This is a genomic window from Isoptericola sp. NPDC060185, from assembly GCF_042728595.1.
Classification (GTDB): domain Bacteria; phylum Actinomycetota; class Actinomycetes; order Actinomycetales; family Cellulomonadaceae; genus Isoptericola.
The window spans coordinates 121,348-141,715 of sequence record NZ_JBHWYY010000003.1 but is presented as its reverse complement, the minus strand read 5'-3'; the positions used below and the strand labels follow the sequence as shown (position 1 = coordinate 141,715).

The 20,368-nt window shown below is 70.5% G+C and carries 12 protein-coding genes; 11 read left to right on the top strand and 1 reads right to left on the bottom strand.

Annotated features, from left to right (window positions below):
• Positions 1-167: 167 nt before the first annotated feature.
• The 4 genes from ACFWDO_RS02285 (at position 168) to ACFWDO_RS02270 (ending at position 5,784) form a co-directional block, all read left to right on the top strand.
• Complete coding sequence (locus ACFWDO_RS02285; protein ID WP_380322298.1) at positions 168-803, top strand: RNA polymerase sigma factor; 636 nt, start codon at positions 168-170, stop codon at positions 801-803.
• Positions 800-1,321 (top strand): hypothetical protein, encoded by a 522-nt coding sequence (locus tag ACFWDO_RS02280; RefSeq protein WP_380322304.1) that lies wholly within the window; start codon positions 800-802, stop codon positions 1,319-1,321. The genes ACFWDO_RS02285 and ACFWDO_RS02280 overlap by 4 nt, the downstream gene beginning before the upstream one ends.
• A gap of 67 nt (positions 1,322-1,388) precedes the next feature.
• The gene (locus ACFWDO_RS02275) at positions 1,389-3,224 is read left to right on the top strand and encodes a S8 family serine peptidase (RefSeq protein ID WP_380322295.1); all 1,836 of its coding nucleotides are present in this window, start codon (positions 1,389-1,391) and stop codon (positions 3,222-3,224) included.
• A 16-nt stretch (positions 3,225-3,240) separates the two neighbouring features.
• A complete protein-coding gene (locus tag ACFWDO_RS02270) occupies positions 3,241-5,784 on the top strand; it encodes a CHAT domain-containing protein (protein ID WP_380322292.1) in 2,544 nt (847 codons plus the stop codon).
• Here ACFWDO_RS02270 and ACFWDO_RS02265 read toward each other — a convergent pair.
• Positions 5,781-7,112 carry an MFS transporter gene (locus tag ACFWDO_RS02265; protein ID WP_380322289.1) on the bottom strand — a complete coding sequence of 444 codons (1,332 nt, stop codon included), beginning with the start codon at positions 7,110-7,112 and terminating at the stop codon, positions 5,781-5,783. The two genes, ACFWDO_RS02270 and ACFWDO_RS02265, sit on opposite strands and share 4 nt — an antisense overlap.
• Positions 7,113-7,702: 590 nt before the next feature.
• Here ACFWDO_RS02265 and rplJ point away from each other — a divergent pair.
• From rplJ to fusA, 7 genes are all read left to right on the top strand, one after another.
• Positions 7,703-8,233, top strand: a complete 531-nt coding sequence (gene rplJ, locus ACFWDO_RS02260) for a 50S ribosomal protein L10 (RefSeq protein ID WP_380322286.1) — start codon at positions 7,703-7,705, stop codon at positions 8,231-8,233.
• 122 nt (positions 8,234-8,355) lie between these two features.
• A complete protein-coding gene (gene rplL, locus ACFWDO_RS02255) occupies positions 8,356-8,748 on the top strand; it encodes a 50S ribosomal protein L7/L12 (protein ID WP_380322283.1) in 393 nt (130 codons plus the stop codon).
• Positions 8,749-9,285: 537 nt separating this feature from the next.
• Complete coding sequence (gene rpoB / locus ACFWDO_RS02250; protein WP_380322280.1) at positions 9,286-12,798, top strand: DNA-directed RNA polymerase subunit beta; 3,513 nt, start codon at positions 9,286-9,288, stop codon at positions 12,796-12,798.
• 57 nt (positions 12,799-12,855) lie between these two features.
• Positions 12,856-16,737 carry a DNA-directed RNA polymerase subunit beta' gene (locus tag ACFWDO_RS02245; protein WP_380322277.1) on the top strand — a complete coding sequence of 1,294 codons (3,882 nt, stop codon included), beginning with the start codon at positions 12,856-12,858 and terminating at the stop codon, positions 16,735-16,737.
• Positions 16,738-17,208: 471 nt separating this feature from the next.
• A complete protein-coding gene (gene rpsL / locus ACFWDO_RS02240; RefSeq protein WP_380321606.1) occupies positions 17,209-17,583 on the top strand; it encodes a 30S ribosomal protein S12 in 375 nt (124 codons plus the stop codon).
• Entirely contained in the window at positions 17,583-18,053 is a 471-nt protein-coding gene (gene rpsG, locus ACFWDO_RS02235; protein ID WP_380321609.1) for a 30S ribosomal protein S7, read from the top strand. Before rpsL ends, rpsG begins: the two co-directional genes overlap by 1 nt.
• Before the next feature lie 113 nt (positions 18,054-18,166).
• On the top strand, positions 18,167-20,269 hold the full coding sequence (gene fusA / locus ACFWDO_RS02230; RefSeq protein ID WP_380321612.1) for an elongation factor G: 2,103 nt from the start codon (positions 18,167-18,169) through the stop codon (positions 20,267-20,269).
• The last annotated feature ends 99 nt before the right edge of the window (positions 20,270-20,368 follow it).

The following is a 20,368-nucleotide window of genomic DNA, read 5'->3' as shown; positions in this document are numbered from 1 at the left end:
CTTTCCGGGCGATGACGAGTACGCCGCTCCGCACGCGCGCGGGAGGAGGACCTTGCATGAGGATGCAACCCGCCTCTGCCGCGTCGTCGGCGCACGCCGTAGGCTCAGAGACTCCGGGTCGCGGCCGCCCCGGCTTCTCGACGAGCCCTCACGAGGTGCGAACAGCCATGACACGAGCCACTGAGGAACCGCTCGGTGGGGCGCCCGACGCCGACGAGAGCCTGGGCGACCGGGCCGCGCGGGCGATCCTCGACTTCCGCCAGGGGCGCACCGACGCCCTGACCGACCTGGTCCGGGAGGCCAGCCCGCTGCTGTGGCACACGGTGCGCGCCCAGGGCGTCGACCGGGACGTCGCCGACGACGTGGTGCAGTCCACGTGGGCGGCGCTGGTGCGGCACGCGGACACGATCGCGGAGCCGAAGGCCGTGCTGAAGTGGCTCCTCGTGACGGCCCGCCGGGCCGCGTGGGAGGCGGTCCGCAAGGGGCGCGCCGACCAGCGTCGCCGCACGGAGCTGCCCGACGACGTCACGGAGGGCTCCGCGGCCCTGCCCGACGCCGGCCCGGGCCCGGAGGCGGAGGTGCTGCGCGACGAGCGCGACCGCCTCCTGTGGTCCTCGCTGCGCAAGCTCCCGGAGCGCTGCCAGGAGCTGCTGCGACTCGTCTCGCTCGCCGACCGCCCGGACTACAAGGCGATCTCGGCGTCGATCGGCATGCCGGTGGGAAGCATCGGCGCCACACGGGGACGGTGCCTGGCGAAGCTGCGCGCCGTCCTCACCGAACAAGGGGAGGCCTCGTGGACATGAACCCGAAGCACGAGAACGCGTGGGGTGCGCCCGTGCCCGGCGAGGACGAGCCCCTGGACGAGCGTGACGTCGCCGTCCTGGACCGCCTCGGCCGTGCCGTGCAGGCGGTGGACCCGATGCCCGAGGGCCTCGTCGAGCGGTCGCTGTTCGCGATGACGCTCGCCCGCCTCGAGGCCGAGGTGATGGACCTGCAGCAGATCGACGCGCCCGTCGGCTCCGTGCGCGGTGACGCCCCGCCGCTCGAGGCGCGCACCATCACCTTCACGCACGAGCGACTCACGGTGATGATCGCGCTGTCCACCGACGACGACGGCACGCACGTGCGCCTCGACGGCTGGGTGGCTCCCGCGGACACCCTGGTCGTGGAGCTGCGCCAGCCCGGTGGCGAGCGCGTCACCACCGCCGACGACGACGGCCGCTTCGCGTTCACCGCCGTCGACCGCGGCCCCACCAGCCTGCTCGTGCGACTGCCCGACGGCAGCGACCTCACCGTCGCCACCCCGGTCGTCGAGCTCTGAACCCGGGCGCGACCTGCGCCCGGACCTGACCTGCGCCGATCCGGCGCGCCCGTGACGAGGAGGACCCGTGACCGAGACGCCCACTGGACCGGGAGGTCGCGAGCCGCGACCGGCCGACTCGCCGATGCGGTACCTGGACCCGAACGCGCTGCGCGCCCGCCCGGGGCGTCGCGCGGTCGAGCCGACGTGGTACGTCGCTGACCGGGTGATCGTGCACGGCGAGCTGCCCCGCGGCCTGCGTGACCGGGTGCGGCGACCTGAGGCCCCCGACGCACGCCCTCGTCTTCTCGACGTGGACTTCCCCGACGACGCCGCGCAGGCGACCCGGGTGGAGCGGGAGGCACGACGCCAGGGGTGCAGGGTGAGCCTCCAGGTGCACTACCGCGAGGACGGCGCGTCGTCGGACCTGCTCGGCGACGTGGACGACCAGCGCGGCTTCGTGCTCCGCCTGCTCCCCGAGAGCCAGGACGCGCAGCCCGACGCGTGGGAGGCGCTCGAGGCCGACGGCGACGACCGTTCGACGGACTGGTCTCTCAGCCTCGACCACGTCATGTCGACGCGGCCGTTCTCGACGCACCCGTTCTCGACGCACCCGTTCTCCACGCACCCGTTTTCCACGCACCCGTTCTCGACGCACCCGTTCTCGACGCACCCGTTCTCGACGCACCCGTTCTCGACGCACCCGTTCTCGACCCACCCGTTCTCGACCCACCCGGTCGAGGGGCTCGCGGAGTACGGCGTCGCCGGGTCGGGCGGCCGTGCTCCCGTCCGCTGGCTCGGGGCCGCCCCGACCCGCCACGTGCGTGACGACGGCGACATGCGGCGGACCCCGGACGGCGCGGCCCGCCCGGTCGTCGCCGTGCTCGACACGGGCATCGGGACGCACGACTGGTTCGGGACCTACGACGCCGACGGCGGGTCGGACGGCAACGGGGTCGTCATCCGGGACGCACTGCTCGACGGGGAGCCCATAGGGACCTACCCCGCGCAGCGCTACCCGGAGGAGGACGCCGAGATCGGCGGGTCGAGCACGTCGCCGCTGACCGGGCCGCTGGACCCCGTCGCGGGGCACGGCACCTTCATCGCCGGCATCGTGCACCAGGTCTGCCCGGACGCGCTGCTCCTGCCCGTGCGGACCGTCGGCGGGTCCGGGGTCGTGGCGGAGTCCGACGTCATCGACTCGCTGCGCCGGCTGGCGCGCTTCCACGACCGTGGGCTGGCGGGCGAGGACGGGTACGTGCCGGTCGACGTGGTCGTGCTCTCCATGGGCTACTACCACGAGCGCCCGGAGGACATGCGGTGGGACCACCCCCTCCGCGCGGTGCTCGCCAAGCTCCGCGACTCCGGCGTCGCCGTCGTCGTCGCGGCCGGGAACGACGGCGAGACACGGCCCGAGTTCCCCGCAGCGTTCGCCCCCGAGGTCGACCGGCGGTCCGTGCCCCCGACCATCACGGAGGCAGGGGACACGTCGTCCGAGCGGCCCCCAATCCTGACGGTGGGGGCGCTGAACCCCGACGGGACCACCGCGCTCTTCAGCAACGACGGGCCGTGGGTCACCTGCCTGCGGCCGGGCGCCGGCGTGGTGAGTACCGTGCCCGTCACGCTCGACGGTCCGGTGACGCCCTCGCTGCGCATCAAGGAGCGGCACTCGGACCAGTTCCGGTCGACCATCGACCCTGAGGGCTTCCAGAGCGGGTTCGCGACGTGGAGCGGCACCTCCTTCTCCGCCCCCGTGCTGGCGGGCGAGATCGCCCGGGAGCTCCTGGCACTGCGCCAGGACGCCCTCGCGTTGGGTGCGGAGGACGACGCCGATACGCTCGTCCCCACGAGGGTGCAGCAGATCTGGTCGGCCATCAGCGGTGCGACCGGCGGGCTGTCGGTGGAGGGTGCCCACCGAGGGTGACGACATGAGGTGAGGCGTGGACGGGCTCGAGGCCGTGCTGGAGCAGATCGAACGGGCACGGACGAGCGCCCGGTCGCACCGGCGGTTCGGGCTCGCCCTGCGGACCTACCGCGCCGCCCTCCGCAGGCTCGACGGGATGCAGGGCCCGGGCGGCGCGGACGTCGTCCGGGCCCGCGCGCGAGTCCTCGTCGGGATCGCCACCTGCGAGTACGAGCGTGGCGCCGAGCGGGACGTCGTCCTGGACCTCCTCGACGCCGCGCAGGTCCTCGCGTCGGGGGCTCGCGACGAGTCGATGGTCGCGGTGGTGCAGGGGCACCGTGGCCTGCAGCTCATGCGCATGGGGGACCTCGCCCAGGCGCGGGCCGAGCTCGACGCGGCCCTCGTGGGGATCATGGACGAGCGGGACCTCGTGCCCGTCCTCATCAACCGGGGCTGGCTGTGCCTCGAGACCGGCGAGCTCGACGTGGCTGTCAGGGACCTCGAGCGCGCTCGGGAGCTCGCGCACCGGGTGGGGGAGACCGCGGTCGAGCTCATGGCCGAGCACAACCTGGGCTACGCACGCTACCTGGGCGGCGATCTGCCGGCGGCGCTCCGGGCGATGGACGCTGCGGCGGAGAGCTCGCCACCCGAGCACGCGGGCATCGGCCTCATGGACAAGGCCGCGGTGCTCTACGAGGCCGGCCTGCTGACCGAGGCGGCCGAGGCGCTCGGGATGGCCGCCGACGTCCTCGCGGACACCCGCGCGTGGCGCGACCTCATCGACGCGCAGCTCGGCCAGGCCCGGTGCCTGGTGGGGCTGGGGCGCTACGACGAGGCGATGGCCGTCGCCCGGCGTGTGCGGGGGCGGGCACGACGGGCCGGTCACGACCTGCTCGACCTGCGGGCGGGCCTGATCACCATCGACGCGCGGCACGAGGTGCTCGTTGACGAGGGTGCGCCGCCGCGCGCGTTCCTGCGGCTCGCGCACGACGCGGCGCGCCTCGCCGAGCGCGCGCGGGCCCTGCCGGGCGCCGACCGCGTGGCCGTCGACCTCGACCTGGTGGTCGCTGAGGGGGCCGTGCGCGGCGGGCGGCCGGACGTGGCGGCCGAGCGGCTGCGCCGGCTGCCGCCGCCGTCGGGGCTCTCGCTGGGCACGCAGCTGCGCGCCCAGGTCGTGAGGGCCCTCGCGGCGTTCGCGGACGAGGACCGGCGCCGCGGTCTCGCCGCGGTGCGCAGGGGCCACCAGCTCCTGGCGCAGCACCGGCAGCGGCTGGGCTCCGTCGAGGCGGTCACCGCCGCGTCGGTCCACGGGATCCGGCTCCAGTCGGTGGACCTGGACGCGGCCATGCGCTCAGGGCGTCCCGACGCGGTCTTCGACGCGGTGGAGCGCGGTCGCGCCACCTTCGCGGGGTCCGGGAGGGTGCAGCCCCCCGAGGACCCTGAGATGGCCGCGCTCGTGGGGAGCGCGCGCCGGCTAGCCGAGCGCGCCCGGCAGCTCGAGGGGGACGCGACCTCCGGGATCGAGCAGGCGCGGCTCCGGCGCGACGCGCGCCGGCTCCAGAGCCGGGCCCGCGAACGGTCTTGGCACGCGGACGGCCACGCGGGGGTGCCGCAGGCCACCTCGGCCCGCGCGCTGCGTGCGGAGCTCCGGGCGGCGGGCTCGGACCGCACCGTCCTCGACCTCATGATGATCAAGGGCCGGGTCTGCGCGGTGCGGGTCGACGGGGGTGGCACGCGCCTGCTCGACCTGGCCCCGCTGGAGCAGACGCTCGAGCAGGCGCGTCGTGTGCGCGCAGACCTTGGGGCGCTGTCCAACCCGTTGCTCCCCCCGCCGCTGCGTGCCACCGTCTCGCAGTCCCTCGCACGGAGCCTGGCCTGGCTGGACGACGCACTCCTCCGGGGCGCCGACGTCGACGGGCCCGTGTACATCGCGGCCCGGGACCGGTTGGTGTCGGTCCCGTGGTCCATGCTGCCGTCCCGGCGCGGAGTGTCGACGGTCGTGAATTCCTGGGTCACCAGCGGCGATGGCGGGTGGGAAGCCGGCTCGGCACTGGCGGTCGCCGGCCCCGGCCTTCGGCTGGCGGGCGCGGAGGCCGCCGAGGTGGCCAGGGTGTGGGGGAGTGCGGCGCGGACCCTGGTGGACGGCGAGGCGACCTGCGCGGCGGTCGCAGGCGCGGTCAAGGAGGCATCGGTGGTCCATCTGGCCACCCACGGCTCGCACGAGCCGGACAACCCGGTCTTCTCGAGCCTCCTCCTGGCCGACGGACCGCTGTTCGCGCACGAGCTGGATGGGCACGACCTGACTCGGGCAGTCATGGTCCTCTCGGCATGCGACGTGGGGTCCGCGAGCATCCGCCAGGGGGGCGAGCCGCTCGGCCTGACCAGCGTGCTGCTACGCATGGGTGCCCGGGCCGTCATCGCGAGCGTCGCGCCGCTGCGCGACGACGTCGCCGTCCGAGTGATGCCGGTGCTCCACGTGGGGCTGCGCGACGGGCTACGGCCGGGGGAGGCACTCGCCCGGGCGGTGGCGGACGAGCCGGAGCCTGTCCCGCTGGTGTGCTTCGGGCCGCTGGTCCTCTAGGGGCGACCGGCGGGCTGGCCCGCCGTCCAAGGGTCGCCTGCAGGGTGTTCGCGGGAGGTCCGGGTGCGGCGATCCCCGCTCGTGCTCGTGCTGGTGACGATGGCGACGGCGCCGAGCACCAGGCCGAGGGCGATGACACCCACGCCCATGGGCAGGGCGACCGATGCCGCGAGAGCGCCGCAGACGACGTTCGCGAGAACTCCGCCCGACTGCATCGCCAGGGACATCACGGAGCCGACGGTGGCGCGTTGGTCCGACGGCGTCGCGCTCTGCGTCGCCTCGTCCACGAGCGGGCTGGCGATCCCGAGGAGCAGGAACACGAGGAAGTACCCGGCGGCCGCGAACCCGACGAGTGGCACCGCGAGCCCGCAGATCCCGAGTGCCGCCACCGCCGTCGCGAGACCTGCGCCACGGCGCGAACCGCGGACCAGCTGCGCGACGCGAGGTGCGAGCGACGCACCGAGTGCCGACCCCGCGAACCCCGCGGTCACCAGGACCGAGTAGAAGCCGGACGCGGCCGAGCCGCCACCGAAGAACCCCGAGAACGCGGTGGGTGCGAGCAGCTCGACGCCCGACAGCGCGACGCCGAGGGCGATTATGTAGAGCGCGATGCTGCGCAATGGCCCGCGCGTCACCGCGAGGCGGACGCCTCGCGCCATGGTCGCCGGAACTTCTCGCGTCACGATCTCGCGAACGACGAGGGCGCGCTGGCGCGGCGGATCGTGGACCCAGCGCGCGACGAGTCCGAGCGACAGCAACGTCAGACAGCTCCCGGCGAGGTACGGCACGGACAGGGCAAGTATCGGACCCTCCGCGGCGGGCAACGGCGCGATGGCGACGAGACCGCCTGCGAGCAGCGCGCCGGCTCCCAGACCGAGCGACTCGGCCGTCGCCGCGCGGGCGAAGCCTGGCGTCAGGTCCACGTCGGGATCCAGCGACTGTGCGGCGTCCACGTACCACGCCTTCAGGGGCCCGGAGTCGAGCGCCTTGGCGACCGCGTGGACGAGGATCGTCACGGCGAAAGCGCCGATGCCGGGGCTCAAGGCAAAGCCGAGGGCGGCGAGTGCGCTCAAGGATCCGCAGATCAGGAGAGAGTTACGACGGCCGACCACGTCGGCGAACCCGCCCGACGGGAGTTCGAGCACGATGATCGCCGCCGCCAGGACCGCGAGCAGGATGCCGACGGTGCGCACGTCCAGTCCGCGTTCCTGCATCAGCAGGACCATCGTCGGGACCGACAGCCCGGACGGGAGCCAGCGGAGTGCCGTGAGGGCGGTGAACCGCCGGTCGATCTGCCTCAGCGTCGGCGCCGTGTCGCCAGGAGTCACAGAAAGGTTGTCCGTTCTCGGTGGTCGGCACCCCTCGGGCGGGACGGAACCAGGTCGCGGGGGGGGGGGTCTGGGGCGGGCACGACGGTGTGTCAGTGGCCCACGGTGATGGGGTCGCTCATCGACGCTTCCTTCCCTGTGTCGTCTCGACGAGATGCGGGGCAAGCAGGCTCAGTGGCCCATGGTGATGGGGTCGCTCATCGTCGCTTCCTTCCTCGTTGCGTTGGACGAGATGCATGGCACGCGGGCTCGGTGGCCCATGGGAGGGGGCGCTCATGTTCGACGTCCCCACGCAGCCGCGGGGTGAAGCTAGCAGCACCATGATCTGGGTCACAATGTGCTGTCCGCGGCTTGGGCCGAGGGGCTGCGTGCGCTAGCATCGTCGGGTAACCCAAGACCGCCGGTCGTCAGACGCTGCCCGGGCTCGCCCAGGAAGCCGAAGACCGAAGTCCCGCGAAGAGTGCGGGGGCCTGCGTAGGTGACACGACGACGATCACACAGTCCGCTGTGAGCTCCGAGCCCCGTGCGCACCTGCGCCGGGGCTCCTTTCTTTTCCGGGTACCGGTGGCACCACCACCGGAAGGATTGCCATGGCGAGGCCGGACAAGGCAGCCGCTGTCGCGGAGGTCGCGGACAAGTTCCGTGACTCGAACGCGGCCGTGCTGACCGAGTACCGCGGGCTCACCGTCGCGCAGCTCAAGGAGCTGCGTCGGTCGCTCAGCGGCAACGCAACCTACGCCGTGGTGAAGAACACGCTGACCTCCATCGCGGCCAAGGAGGCTGGGATCGACGCCTTCGAGGCGGACCTCAAGGGTCCGTCCGCGATCGCGTTCGTGACCGGTGACCCGGTCGAGGCCGCCAAGGGTCTGCGTGACTTCGCCAAGGCGAACCCTGCACTGGTCATCAAGGGCGGTGTCCTTGACGGGAAGCCGCTGACCGCTGCAGAGGTCACCAAGCTCGCGGACCTCGAGTCCCGCGAGGTCCTGCTGGCCAAGACGGTCGGCGCGATGAAGGCCAAGCTCTACCAGGCTGCCTACGCCTTCACTGCGAAGCCGGCCCAGGCCGCTCGCGTCATCGATGCCCTGCGTCAGAAGCAGGAATCGGAGGCCGCTGCCGCCTGACGGCGGTGCGGCGAGCACCACCCCCTCTGCTTCTGCGGGGCCCCCGGGTCCCAGGACGCACCACCCGGATCACGTGGCCGGCCGACAGGCGCCACGGGACATTGATCGAAAGGAACGCCATCATGGCGAAGCTCAGCACCGACGAGCTCCTGGCCGCCTTCGAGGAGCTCACGCTCATCGAGCTCAACGAGTTCGTGAAGGCCTTCGAGGAGAAGTTCGACGTCACCGCCGCGGCCCCGGTCGCCGCCGTGGCCGCCGCCCCCGCCGCCGGCGGTGCCGGTGGCGCCGAGGCCGCCGAGGAGAAGGACGAGTTCGACGTCATCCTCGAGGCCGCCGGCGACAAGAAGATCCAGGTCATCAAGGAGGTGCGCGCGCTCACGTCCCTCGGCCTGAAGGAGGCCAAGGACCTCGTGGACGGCGCCCCGAAGCCGGTCCTGGAGGCCGCGAACAAGGAGACGGCCGAGAAGGCCAAGGCTGCCCTCGAGGGCGCCGGCGCCACCGTCACCCTCAAGTGATCGTCGCGGCCTAGCCGCGCATCGCTCCGCGAGGCCCGCATCCCTTCGGGGGTGCGGGCCTCGCTGCGTCTGACCATCGACGACGGCCCGGCACGCCCGACGACGTCGGCGCGGCAGCTCGAGCTGCCGCCGCGAGCGAGCGGTGCGGCAACGACGTGGCGGGGGAGCGGCCCGCTTGTGGAGGTGTCGTGCCGTGACCGACGTCGCGCGCCGACGCCTGGCCGGACGGCCATAGCACGGGTTAGGCTGGTCCGACAACCGTTTCTTGGGCGGCATATGGCGGCCACCGAGACAACGTCCTCAAAGACCCAGAACCGAGGGCGTCCGCTCGTGTGCCCGCGCGAGTGGACAAACGACGAAGTTCTGGCTACGCTAGCGCTTTGCGCTCGCTTGTGCCCCGACGCCTCCCCGCCGACGAAGCCCCGCCCTCCGTGATCACGTCTTCGTGACCCCTGGGACGGTCCTCTCCCGCGGTCCGGCGCCTCCAGCCCTCGCAGAGCGTACAGCGTGCCATCGAACTGCAGGGAAGGACCCCTCTTGGCTGCCTCGCGCACCCCTTCTGTTCCGTCCGCCGACGCCATCGCGAACCGCACCGCTTCCCGCCGCGTCTCCTTCGCCAAGATCTACGAGCCGCTCGAGGTCCCCGACCTCCTCGGGCTGCAGACCGAGAGCTTCGACTGGCTGCTCGGCAGCCCCGCCTGGCAGGCCCGGGTCGAGGCCGCGACGTCGGCCGGCCGCAACGACGTCCCCGCGACGTCGGGCCTGGAGGAGATCTTCGAGGAGATCTCGCCGATCGAGGACTTCGGTCAGTCGATGTCCCTCTCCTTCTCGAACCACCGCTTCGAGCCGCCGAAGTACACGGCGGACGAGTGCAAGGAGAAGGACTTCACGTTCGCCGCGCCGCTGTTCGTGACGGCCGAGTTCGTGAACTACACGACCGGTGAGATCAAGAGCCAGACGGTCTTCATGGGCGACTTCCCGCTCATGACCGCGCGCGGCACGTTCATCATCAACGGCACCGAGCGCGTCGTCGTCTCGCAGCTGGTCCGCTCCCCGGGCGTCTACTTCGAGCGCACGCCCGACAAGACGAGCGACAAGGACGTCTTCTCGGCGAAGGTCATCCCGTCGCGCGGCGCCTGGCTCGAGTTCGAGATCGACAAGCGCGACGCCGTCGGCGTGCGCGTCGACCGCAAGCGCAAGCAGCCCGTCACCGTCCTCCTCAAGGCCCTCGGTCTCACGGAGGCGGAGATCCGCGAGGAGTTCGCGGACTTCCCGTCGATCCTCGACACCCTCGAGAAGGACCACGTCCACACGCAGGACGAGGCCCTCGTCGACCTCTACCGCAAGATCCGTCCGGGCGAGCCGCCCACGGTCGAGGCCGGTCGCGCGCTGCTGGAGAACTTCTACTTCAACCCGAAGCGCTACGACCTGGCGAAGGTCGGCCGGTACAAGATCAGCAAGAAGCTCGGTGTCGACGCGCCGCTGGCCGACTCCACGCTGTCCGTGACGGACGTCGTCGCGACGATCAAGTACCTCGCCGCGCTGCACGCCGACCTGGCGACCATCCCCGGCACCCGCGACGGCCAGCCGGTCGAGGTCCGCGTCGAGACGGACGACATCGACCACTTCGGCAACCGCCGCATCCGCGCCGTCGGAGAGCTCATCCAGAACCAGGTGCGCACGGGCCTGTCCCGCATGGAGCGCGTGGTCCGCGAGCGCATGACGACGCAGGACGTCGAGGCGATCACTCCGCAGACGCTGATCAACATCCGCCCTGTGGTGGCGTCGATCCGCGAGTTCTTCGGCACCTCGCAGCTGTCGCAGTTCATGGACCAGAACAACCCGCTCGCGGGCCTGACGCACAAGCGTCGTCTGAACGCCCTCGGCCCGGGTGGTCTGTCCCGCGACCGCGCCGGCATGGAGGTCCGCGACGTCCACCCGTCGCACTACGGCCGCATGTGCCCGATCGAGACCCCTGAGGGCCCGAACATCGGCCTCATCGGCTCGCTCGCGTCGTTCGGTCGCATCAACCCGTTCGGCTTCATCGAGACGCCGTACCGCAAGGTCACCGACGGCAAGGTCACGGACGAGATCGTCTACCTGACCGCCGACGACGAGGACCGCCACATCATCGCCCAGGCGAACACCGAGCTCGCCGTGGACGGCACGTTCCTCCGCGAGCGCGTGCTGGTGCGCACCAAGGGTGGCGAGACCGACGACCTGCCGCCGGCCGAGATCGACTACATGGACGTCTCGCCGCGTCAGATGGTGTCCGTCGCGACGGCGCTCATCCCGTTCCTCGAGCACGACGACGCGAACCGCGCGCTGATGGGCGCCAACATGCAGCGCCAGGCCGTGCCGCTGGTGCGCTCCGAGGCGCCGCTGGTCGGCACCGGCATGGAGCGTCGTGCGGCCGTCGACGCCGGCGACGTCATCGTGGCGACCAAGCCCGGTGTGGTCACCGAGGTCTCGGCCGACCTGGTCCTCGTCGCGAACGACGACGGCACCACCGGCTCGTACCGCGCCGCGAAGTTCCGCCGCTCGAACCAGGGCACCAGCTACAACCAGCGCGTGCTCGTGGACGAGGGCCAGCGGGTCGAGGTCGGCTCCGTGCTGGCCGACGGCCCGGCGACCGACGAGGGCGACCTCGCGCTCGGCCGCAACCTGCTCGTGGCGTTCATGTCGTGGGAGGGCCACAACTACGAGGACGCGATCATCCTGTCGCAGCGCCTCGTGGAGGACGACGTCCTCTCCTCGATCCACATCGAGGAGCACGAGGTCGACGCCCGCGACACGAAGCTCGGACCCGAGGAGATCACGCGGGACATCCCGAACGTCTCCGAGGACGTCCTGGCGGACCTCGACGAGCGCGGCGTGATCCGCATCGGTGCCGAGGTCGGCGCGGGCGACGTGCTGGTCGGCAAGGTCACCCCGAAGGGCGAGACCGAGCTGACCCCGGAGGAGCGCCTGCTGCGCGCCATCTTCGGCGAGAAGGCCCGCGAGGTCCGCGACACGTCCCTCAAGGTGCCCCACGGCGAGCAGGGCACGGTCATCGGCGTGCGCGAGTTCAACCGCGAGGACGGCGACGAGCTGCCCGCCGGCGTGAACCAGCTGGTGCGCGTCTACATCGCCCAGCGCCGCAAGATCACCGTCGGCGACAAGCTCGCCGGCCGGCACGGCAACAAGGGCGTCATCTCGAAGATCCTGCCGCAGGAGGACATGCCGTTCCTCCCCGACGGGACCCCGGTCGACGTCATCCTCAACCCGCTGGGCGTGCCCGGTCGTATGAACGTGGGCCAGGTCCTCGAGACCCACCTGGGCTGGGTCGCCAGCCGCGGCTGGGACATCGAGCTGGCCGAGGGCGACGACCTCTCCTGGAAGGAGACGCTGCCCGCGGTCGCGGCGAAGTCGGAGCCGGGGACGCCGGTGGCGACGCCGGTGTTCGACGGCCTCGAGGAGTCCGGCCTGCGCGGCCTGCTCTCGACGACCCTGCCGAACCGCGACGGCGAGCGCATGGTCGCCACCGACGGCAAGGCCCGGCTCTTCGACGGCCGCTCCGGCGAGCCGTTCCCGGACCCGGTGTCGGTGGGCTACATGTACATCCTCAAGCTCCACCACCTGGTCGACGACAAGATCCACGCGCGCTCGACCGGCCCGTACTCGATGATCACGCAGCAGCCGCTGGGTGGTAAGGCGCAGTTCGGTGGCCAGCGCTTCGGTGAGATGGAGGTGTGGGCCCTCGAGGCGTACGGCGCGGCCTACACGCTGCAGGAGCTGCTCACCATCAAGTCCGACGACGTCCCCGGCCGCGTGAAGGTGTACGAGGCCATCGTCAAGGGCGAGAACATCCCCGACTCGGGCATCCCGGAGTCCTTCAAGGTGCTCCTCAAGGAGATGCAGTCGCTGTGCCTGAACGTCGAGGTGCTCTCGAGCGACGGGACCTCCATCGAGATGAAGGAGTCCGACGACGAGGTGTACCGCGCCGCGGAGGAGCTGGGCATCGATCTGTCCCGACGCCCCAACTCGGCCGCCACGGTCGACGAGATCTGATCCAGCGACCAGCTGAACTCCACGGACATTCGAAAAGCTTTGAGGAAGTAGGACATCTTGCTCGACGTCAACGTCTTCGACGAGCTGCGTATCGGCCTGGCAACGGCCGACGACATCCGTGCCTGGTCGCACGGTGAGGTCAAGAAGCCCGAGACCATCAACTACCGCACCCTGAAGCCGGAGAAGGACGGGCTCTTCTGCGAGAAGATCTTCGGCCCCACCCGGGACTGGGAGTGCTACTGCGGCAAGTACAAGCGCGTGCGGTTCAAGGGCATCATCTGCGAGCGCTGCGGCGTCGAGGTGACGCGCTCGAAGGTGCGCCGTGAGCGCATGGGTCACATCGAGCTCGCCGCCCCGGTCACGCACATCTGGTTCTTCAAGGGTGTGCCGTCGCGCCTCGGCTACCTGCTGGACCTGGCCCCGAAGGACCTGGAGAAGGTCATCTACTTCGCGGCCTACATGGTCACGTGGGTCGACGACGAGGCCCGCCACGAGGACCTCCCGAACCTCCAGAACGAGATCGACCTGGAGAAGAAGGAGATCTCGGACCGCCGCGACAACGACATCAACGTCCGCGCCCAGAAGCTCGAGGCCGACCTGGCCGAGCTCGAGGCCGAGGGCGCCAAGGCCGACGCGCGCCGCAAGGTGCGCGACTCCGCCGAGCGCGAGATGGCGCAGCTGCGCAAGCGTGCCGACGCGGAGCTGGACCGCCTCGAGCAGGTCTGGGACCGGTTCAAGAACCTCAAGGTCGCCGACCTCGAGGGTGACGAGATGCTGTACCGCCAGCTCGTCGACCGGTACGGCACGTACTTCGAGGGCTCGATGGGCGCCGCGGCGATCCAGAAGCGCCTCGAGAGCTTCGACCTGGACGCCGAGGCCGAGTCGCTGCGCGAGACCATCCGCACGGGCAAGGGCCAGCGCAAGACGCGCGCGCTCAAGCGCCTGAAGGTCGTCAACGCGTTCCTCACGACGACCAACTCGCCCACGGCGATGGTGCTGGACGCCGTCCCGGTCATCCCGCCGGACCTGCGCCCGATGGTGCAGCTCGACGGTGGCCGGTTCGCGACGTCGGACCTGAACGACCTGTACCGCCGCGTGATCAACCGCAACAACCGGCTCAAGCGCCTGCTCGACCTGGGCGCGCCGGAGATCATCGTCAACAACGAGAAGCGGATGCTCCAGGAGGCCGTGGACTCGCTGTTCGACAACGGCCGCCGCGGCCGTCCGGTCACCGGCCCGGGCAACCGCCCGCTGAAGTCGATCTCCGACATGCTCAAGGGCAAGCAGGGCCGGTTCCGTCAGAACCTGCTCGGCAAGCGCGTCGACTACTCGGGCCGTTCGGTCATCGTGGTCGGCCCGCAGCTCAAGCTGCACCAGTGCGGTCTGCCCAAGCAGATGGCGCTCGAGCTGTTCAAGCCGTTCGTCATGAAGCGGCTCGTGGAGCTCAACCATGCGCAGAACATCAAGAGCGCCAAGCGCATGGTCGAGCGCACCCGCGGCGAGGTCTGGGACGTGCTGGAGGAGGTCATCCAGGAGCACCCGGTGCTGCTGAACCGTGCCCCCACCCTGCACCGCCTCGGCATCCAGGCGTTCGAGCCGCAGCTCGTCGAGGGCAAGGCCATCCACCTGCACCCGCTCGTGTGCGCCGCGTTCAACGCGGACTTCGACGGCGACCAGATGGCGGTCCACCTGCCCCTGAGCGCGGAGGCGCAGGCCGAGGCCCGCATCCTCATGCTCTCGAGCAACAACATCCTCAAGCCGTCGGACGGCCGTCCGGTGACCATGCCCTCGCAGGACATGATCATCGGTCTGCACCACCTCACCTCGGACCGCCCCGGCGCGACGGGGGAGGGGCGCGTGTTCTCCTCGCAGGCCGAGGCGATCATGGCCCTCGACCGCGGCGAGCTGGACCTCAACGCCACGATCAAGCTGCGGATGTCCGACCTCGTGCCGCCGACCAGCGGCTTCGAGGCCCCCGAGGGCTGGGAGCAGGGGCAGACGCTGCTGTTCGAGACCACCCTGGGCCGCACGATCTTCAACGAGGCGCTCCCGATCGACTACCCGTTCCAGAACGGCGTCGTCGGCAAGAAGGAGCTCTCGACGATCGTCAACGACCTCGCGGAGCGCTACCCCAAGGTCGACGTCGCGACGTCGCTCGACGCGCTGAAGGACGCCGGCTACCGGTGGGCCACGCGCTCGGGCGTCACGATCGCGATCTCGGACGTGGCGATGCCGGCGGTCAAGGACACGATCCTCGACGAGCACGAGCAGCGCGCGCTCAAGGTGCAGGACCAGTTCGACAAGGGTCTGATCACCGACGACGAGCGTCGCCAGGAGCTCATCGAGATCTGGACGCAGGCCACCGACAAGATCGCGTCGGTCATGCGCGAGAACCTCGAGAGCAACTCGCGGAACACGCTGTACCGCATGGTGTCCTCGGGCGCCCGTGGTAACTGGATGCAGGTCCGTCAGATCGCCGGTATGCGCGGCCTCGTGGCGAACCCGAAGGGCGAGATCATCCCCCGCCCGATCAAGTCCAACTACCGCGAGGGCCTGTCCGTCCTCGAGTACTTCATCGCCTCGCACGGTGCCCGCAAGGGCCTGGCCGACACGGCGCTGCGTACCGCGGACTCCGGCTACCTGACCCGTCGTCTCGTCGACGTGTCGCAGGACGTCATCATCCGCGAGGAGGACTGCGGCACCGAGCGCGGCCTCACGCTGCCCGTCGCCGAGCGCATCGGCGACGTGCTGGTGCCGCACCCGCGCGTCGAGACCAGCATCTACTCGCGCACGTTCGCGACGGACGTCGTGGACGCGGACGGCAACGTCGTGGCCGAGGCGGGCTCGGACGCGGGCGACGTGGTGATCGACAAGGTCATCGCCGCCGGCATCGAGAACGTCAAGGTCCGCTCCGTGCTGACCTGCGAGTCGCGCGTCGGCACCTGCGCCAAGTGCTACGGCCGCTCCCTGGCCACCGGCAAGCTGGTGGACATCGGCGAGGCCGTCGGCATCATCGCGGCGCAGTCCATCGGTGAGCCGGGCACGCAGCTGACGATGCGTACCTTCCACACCGGTGGTGTCGCCTCCGCGGAGGACATCACGCAGGGTCTGCCGCGTGTCACCGAGCTCTTCGAGGCCCGCACCCCCAAGGGTGAGGCGCCTATCGCGGAGTACACGGGCACCGTGGCGATCGAGGACACGGAGCGCACGCGCCACCTGGTCCTCACGCCGGCCGACGGTGGCGAGGAGATCCGCTACCCGGTGACCAAGCGTGCGCGCCTCCTGATCACGGACGGCGAGCAGGTCCAGGTCGGTACCCAGCTGGTCCAGGGCGCCGTCGACCCGAAGAAGGTGCTGCGCATCCTCGGCCCGCGTGCCACGCAGAAGCACCTGGTGGACGAGGTCCAGGAGACCTACCGCTCGCAGGGCGTGGACATCCACGACAAGCACATCGAGGTCATCGTGCGGCAGATGCTGCGTCGCGTGACCGTGCTCGACTCGGGTGACTCGCACCTGCTGCCGGGTGAGCTCGCGGAGCGCGTCCGCTTCGAGGACGCGAACCGTCGTGCCGTGGCGGAGGGTGGCCAGCCGGCCTCCGGCCGTCCGGAGCTCATGGGCATCACGAAGGCCTCGCTCGCCACCGACTCGTGGCTCTCGGCCGCCTCCTTCCAGGAGACGACCCGCGTGCTCACCGAGGCGGCCATGAGCGGTCGTCGTGACCCGCTGCTGGGCCTCAAGGAGAACGTCATCCTCGGTAAGCTCATCCCCGCCGGCACGGGCCTGCCCCGCTACCGGAACATCGAGGTCGAGCCCACCGAGCAGGCGAAGGCGGAGCTCTACCCGAGCTTCGGCTACGACGAGATCGACTTCCCGACGCTCGGCATGGGCACGGGCGAGGCCATCCCGCTGGAGGACCTCGACTTCGGCGACTTCCGCTGATGCCATAGCGCCGAGGTAGTTCGATCCTCGGCGAGGGAGTACGCCGCGTCCGCTCACCGAGCGGGCGCGGCGTGCTGCGTACCACCTCGCCGAGAATCGAACTACCTCGGCGGGGGGCCGGGCGCAGGTCACACCGAGCGGATGCCTCGTTCCTTTGACCCCGCTTGCTTCCGCGGGTAATCTTGGAAGCCGTGCCCGTGCCGTCGCGCGCGCATCCCGCTGTCAGTCCGGAGCCTCGGCTCGGGCCGGCTGCCGGAGGCGTCGCCGACCTGAGCGCACAGGTACCCCGGGAAGATCGCTCGGACCGTCCGCGAGGACGGGGGAGCGGGCCCGGGCCATCGAGCCGGTGGTAAGTGGCGTTGCGGTCCGTGAGGGCCGCCGGTGCCGCATGCGATCGGCACGCACCAGCCAGACAGACCACCGTCGAGGGCCGGCCGGCCCTCGTGAGCTCGAGAAGACGACGGAGACGTAGTGCCTACGATCCAGCAGCTCGTCCGCAAGGGCCGGAGCACGAAGGCCACGGCGTCGAAGACGCCCGCCCTCAAGTCCTCCCCCCAGCGGCGCGGCGTGTGCACCCGTGTGTACACCACCACCCCCAAGAAGCCGAACTCCGCGCTCCGCAAGGTCGCGCGCGTCAAGCTGTCCTCGGGTACCGAGGTCACGGCGTACATCCCGGGCGTCGGCCACAACCTGCAGGAGCACTCGATCGTGCTCGTCCGCGGCGGCCGTGTGAAGGACCTCCCGGGTGTCCGCTACAAGATCGTGCGCGGCGCGCTCGACACGCAGGGCGTGAAGAACCGCAAGCAGGCCCGCAGCAAGTACGGCGCGAAGAAGGAGAAGGCCTGATGCCTCGCAAGGGTCCGGCCCCCAAGCGGCCGCTCATCGTCGACCCCGTCTACGGGTCGCCCGTCGTCACGCAGCTGATCAACAAGGTCCTGCTCGACGGCAAGAAGTCCACCGCCGAGGCGATCGTCTACGGCGCCCTCGAGGGTGTCCGTGCCAAGACGGACCAGGACCCGGTCGTCGTGCTCAAGCGCGCGCTGGAGAACGTCCGCCCGGCTCTCGAGGTCCGCTCCCGCCGTGTCGGTGGCGCCACCTACCAGGTTCCCGTCGACGTCCGTCCGGCCCGTTCCACGACGCTCGCGCTCCGCTGGCTCACGGACTTCTCGCGCGCCCGTCGCGAGAAGACGATGACCGAGCGTCTGATGAACGAGATCCTCGACGCCTCCAACGGCCTCGGTGCCGCGGTGAAGCGCCGCGAGGACATGCACAAGATGGCCGACTCGAACAAGGCGTTCGCGCACTACCGCTGGTGATGCGCTCAGGACGGCTCCGGGTGATCCCCGGGGCCGTCCGCGGATCCGGAGCCGGCCGGGGGCCGGACCTCCGGCCCGGCTTCCGACCTTCCACCGACAAGGGGTAAGACACCGTGGCACTCGACGTGCTGACCGACCTGAACAAGGTCCGCAACATCGGCATCATGGCCCACATCGATGCCGGCAAGACCACCACCACCGAGCGCATCCTGTTCTACACGGGTGTGAACTACAAGATCGGTGAGACGCACGACGGTGCGTCGACGATGGACTGGATGGAGCAGGAGCAGGAGCGCGGCATCACGATCACGTCCGCCGCGACGACCTGCTACTGGAAGAACAACCAGATCAACATCATCGACACCCCCGGTCACGTGGACTTCACCGTCGAGGTCGAGCGCTCGCTGCGCGTGCTCGACGGTGCCGTCGCGGTGTTCGACGGCAAGGAGGGCGTGGAGCCCCAGTCGGAGACCGTGTGGCGCCAGGCCGACAAGTACGACGTCCCGCGCATCTGCTTCGTCAACAAGATGGACAAGCTGGGCGCCGACTTCTACTTCACGGTCGACACCATCATCAACCGTCTCAAGGCGAAGCCGCTGGTCATCCAGCTCCCGATCGGGGCGGAGAACGACTTCGAGGGCGTCGTCGACCTGCTCGAGATGAAGGCGCTCACGTGGCGCGGCGACACCAAGATGGGCGAGGAGTACGCGGTCGAGGAGATCCCGGCCGACCTCGTCGAGAAGGCTCAGCAGTACCGGGCCGAGCTCGTCGAGGCCGTCGCCGAGGCCGACGACGAGCTGCTCGAGAAGTTCCTCGGTGGCGAGGAGCTCTCGATCGCCGAGATCAAGTCCGGCATCCGCAAGCTCGTGATCCGCTCGGAGGCCTTCCCGGTCCTGTGCGGCTCGGCGTTCAAGAACAAGGGCGTGCAGCCCATGCTCGACGCCGTCATCGACTACCTGCCGACCCCGCTCGACGTCCCGGCCGTCCAGGGCCACGACGTCAAGGACGCGGAGAAGATCATCGAGCGTCGCCCGGACGAGGCGGAGCCGTTCTCGGCCCTCGCGTTCAAGGTCGCCACGCACCCGTTCTTCGGCAAGCTCACCTACGTGCGCGTGTACTCGGGCAAGGTCGCGCAGGGCGCGCAGGTCCAGAACTCGACCAAGGGCAAGAAGGAGCGCATCGGGAAGCTCTTCCAGATGCACTCCAACAAGGAGAACCCGGTCGAGGAGGCCCACGCCGGGCACATCTACGCGTTCATCGGGCTCAAGGACGTCACCACCGGTGACACCCTGTGCGACCCGGCGAACCCGGTCATCCTCGAGTCGATGACCTTCCCCGAGCCGGTCATCGACGTGGCCATCGAGCCGAAGACGAAGGCCGACCAGGAGAAGCTCTCCACGGCGATCCAGAAGCTCGCCCAGGAGGACCCGACCTTCCGCGTCAAGCTGGACGAGGAGACCGGCCAGACCGTCATCGGCGGCATGGGCGAGCTCCACCTCGACATCCTCGTCGACCGCATGCGTCGCGAGTTCAAGGTCGAGGCGAACGTCGGCAAGCCGCAGGTGGCGTACCGCGAGACGATCCGCCGCGCCGCGGAGAAGATCGACTACACGCACAAGAAGCAGACCGGTGGCTCGGGCCAGTTCGCGAAGGTCCAGGTGACCTTCGAGCCGCTCGAGACGGCGGACGGCGAGCTCTACGAGTTCGCCAACGCGGTCACCGGTGGGCGCATCCCGCGCGAGTACATCCCGTCCGTGGACGCCGGCATCCAGTCGGCGATGCAGCAGGGCGTCCTGGCCGGGTTCCCCGTGGTCGGGGTCAAGGCCACGCTGCTCGACGGTGCCTACCACGACGTCGACTCCTCGGAGATGGCGTTCAAGATCGCCGGCTCGATGGTCTTCAAGGAGGGCATCAAGCGGGCCGACCCGGTCATCCTCGAGCCCGTCATGGCCGTCGAGGTCCGGACGCCCGAGGAGTACATGGGCGACGTGATCGGTGACATCAACTCGCGTCGTGGGATGATCCAGTCCATGGAGGACGCGACCGGTGTCAAGGTCGTGCGCGCCCAGGTACCGTTGAGCGAGATGTTCGGGTACATCGGTGACCTGCGTTCCAAGACGCAGGGCCGCGCGGTGTACTCGATGCAGTTCGACAGCTACGCCGAGGTTCCTCGCAACGTTGCTGACGAGATCATCAAGAAGACCCGGGGCGAGTGAGCCCCCACAGGTCGACGACCAGCACAACCATCAACCTGTAGGAAGCCGCAACGCCCCGCGGGTCTAGGCTTGATCGGCCAACACCCGCAACGTTCGGAA

Coding starts and splice junctions, on each gene's coding strand:
- rplL (WP_380322283.1), top strand. CDS start 8,356: ATGGCGAAGCTCAGCACCGACGAGCTCCTGGCCGCCTTCGAGGAGCTC.
- ACFWDO_RS02280 (WP_380322304.1), top strand. CDS start 800: ATGAACCCGAAGCACGAGAACGCGTGGGGTGCGCCCGTGCCCGGCGAG.
- ACFWDO_RS02285 (WP_380322298.1), top strand. CDS start 168: ATGACACGAGCCACTGAGGAACCGCTCGGTGGGGCGCCCGACGCCGAC.
- rplJ (WP_380322286.1), top strand. CDS start 7,703: ATGGCGAGGCCGGACAAGGCAGCCGCTGTCGCGGAGGTCGCGGACAAG.
- rpsG (WP_380321609.1), top strand. CDS start 17,583: ATGCCTCGCAAGGGTCCGGCCCCCAAGCGGCCGCTCATCGTCGACCCC.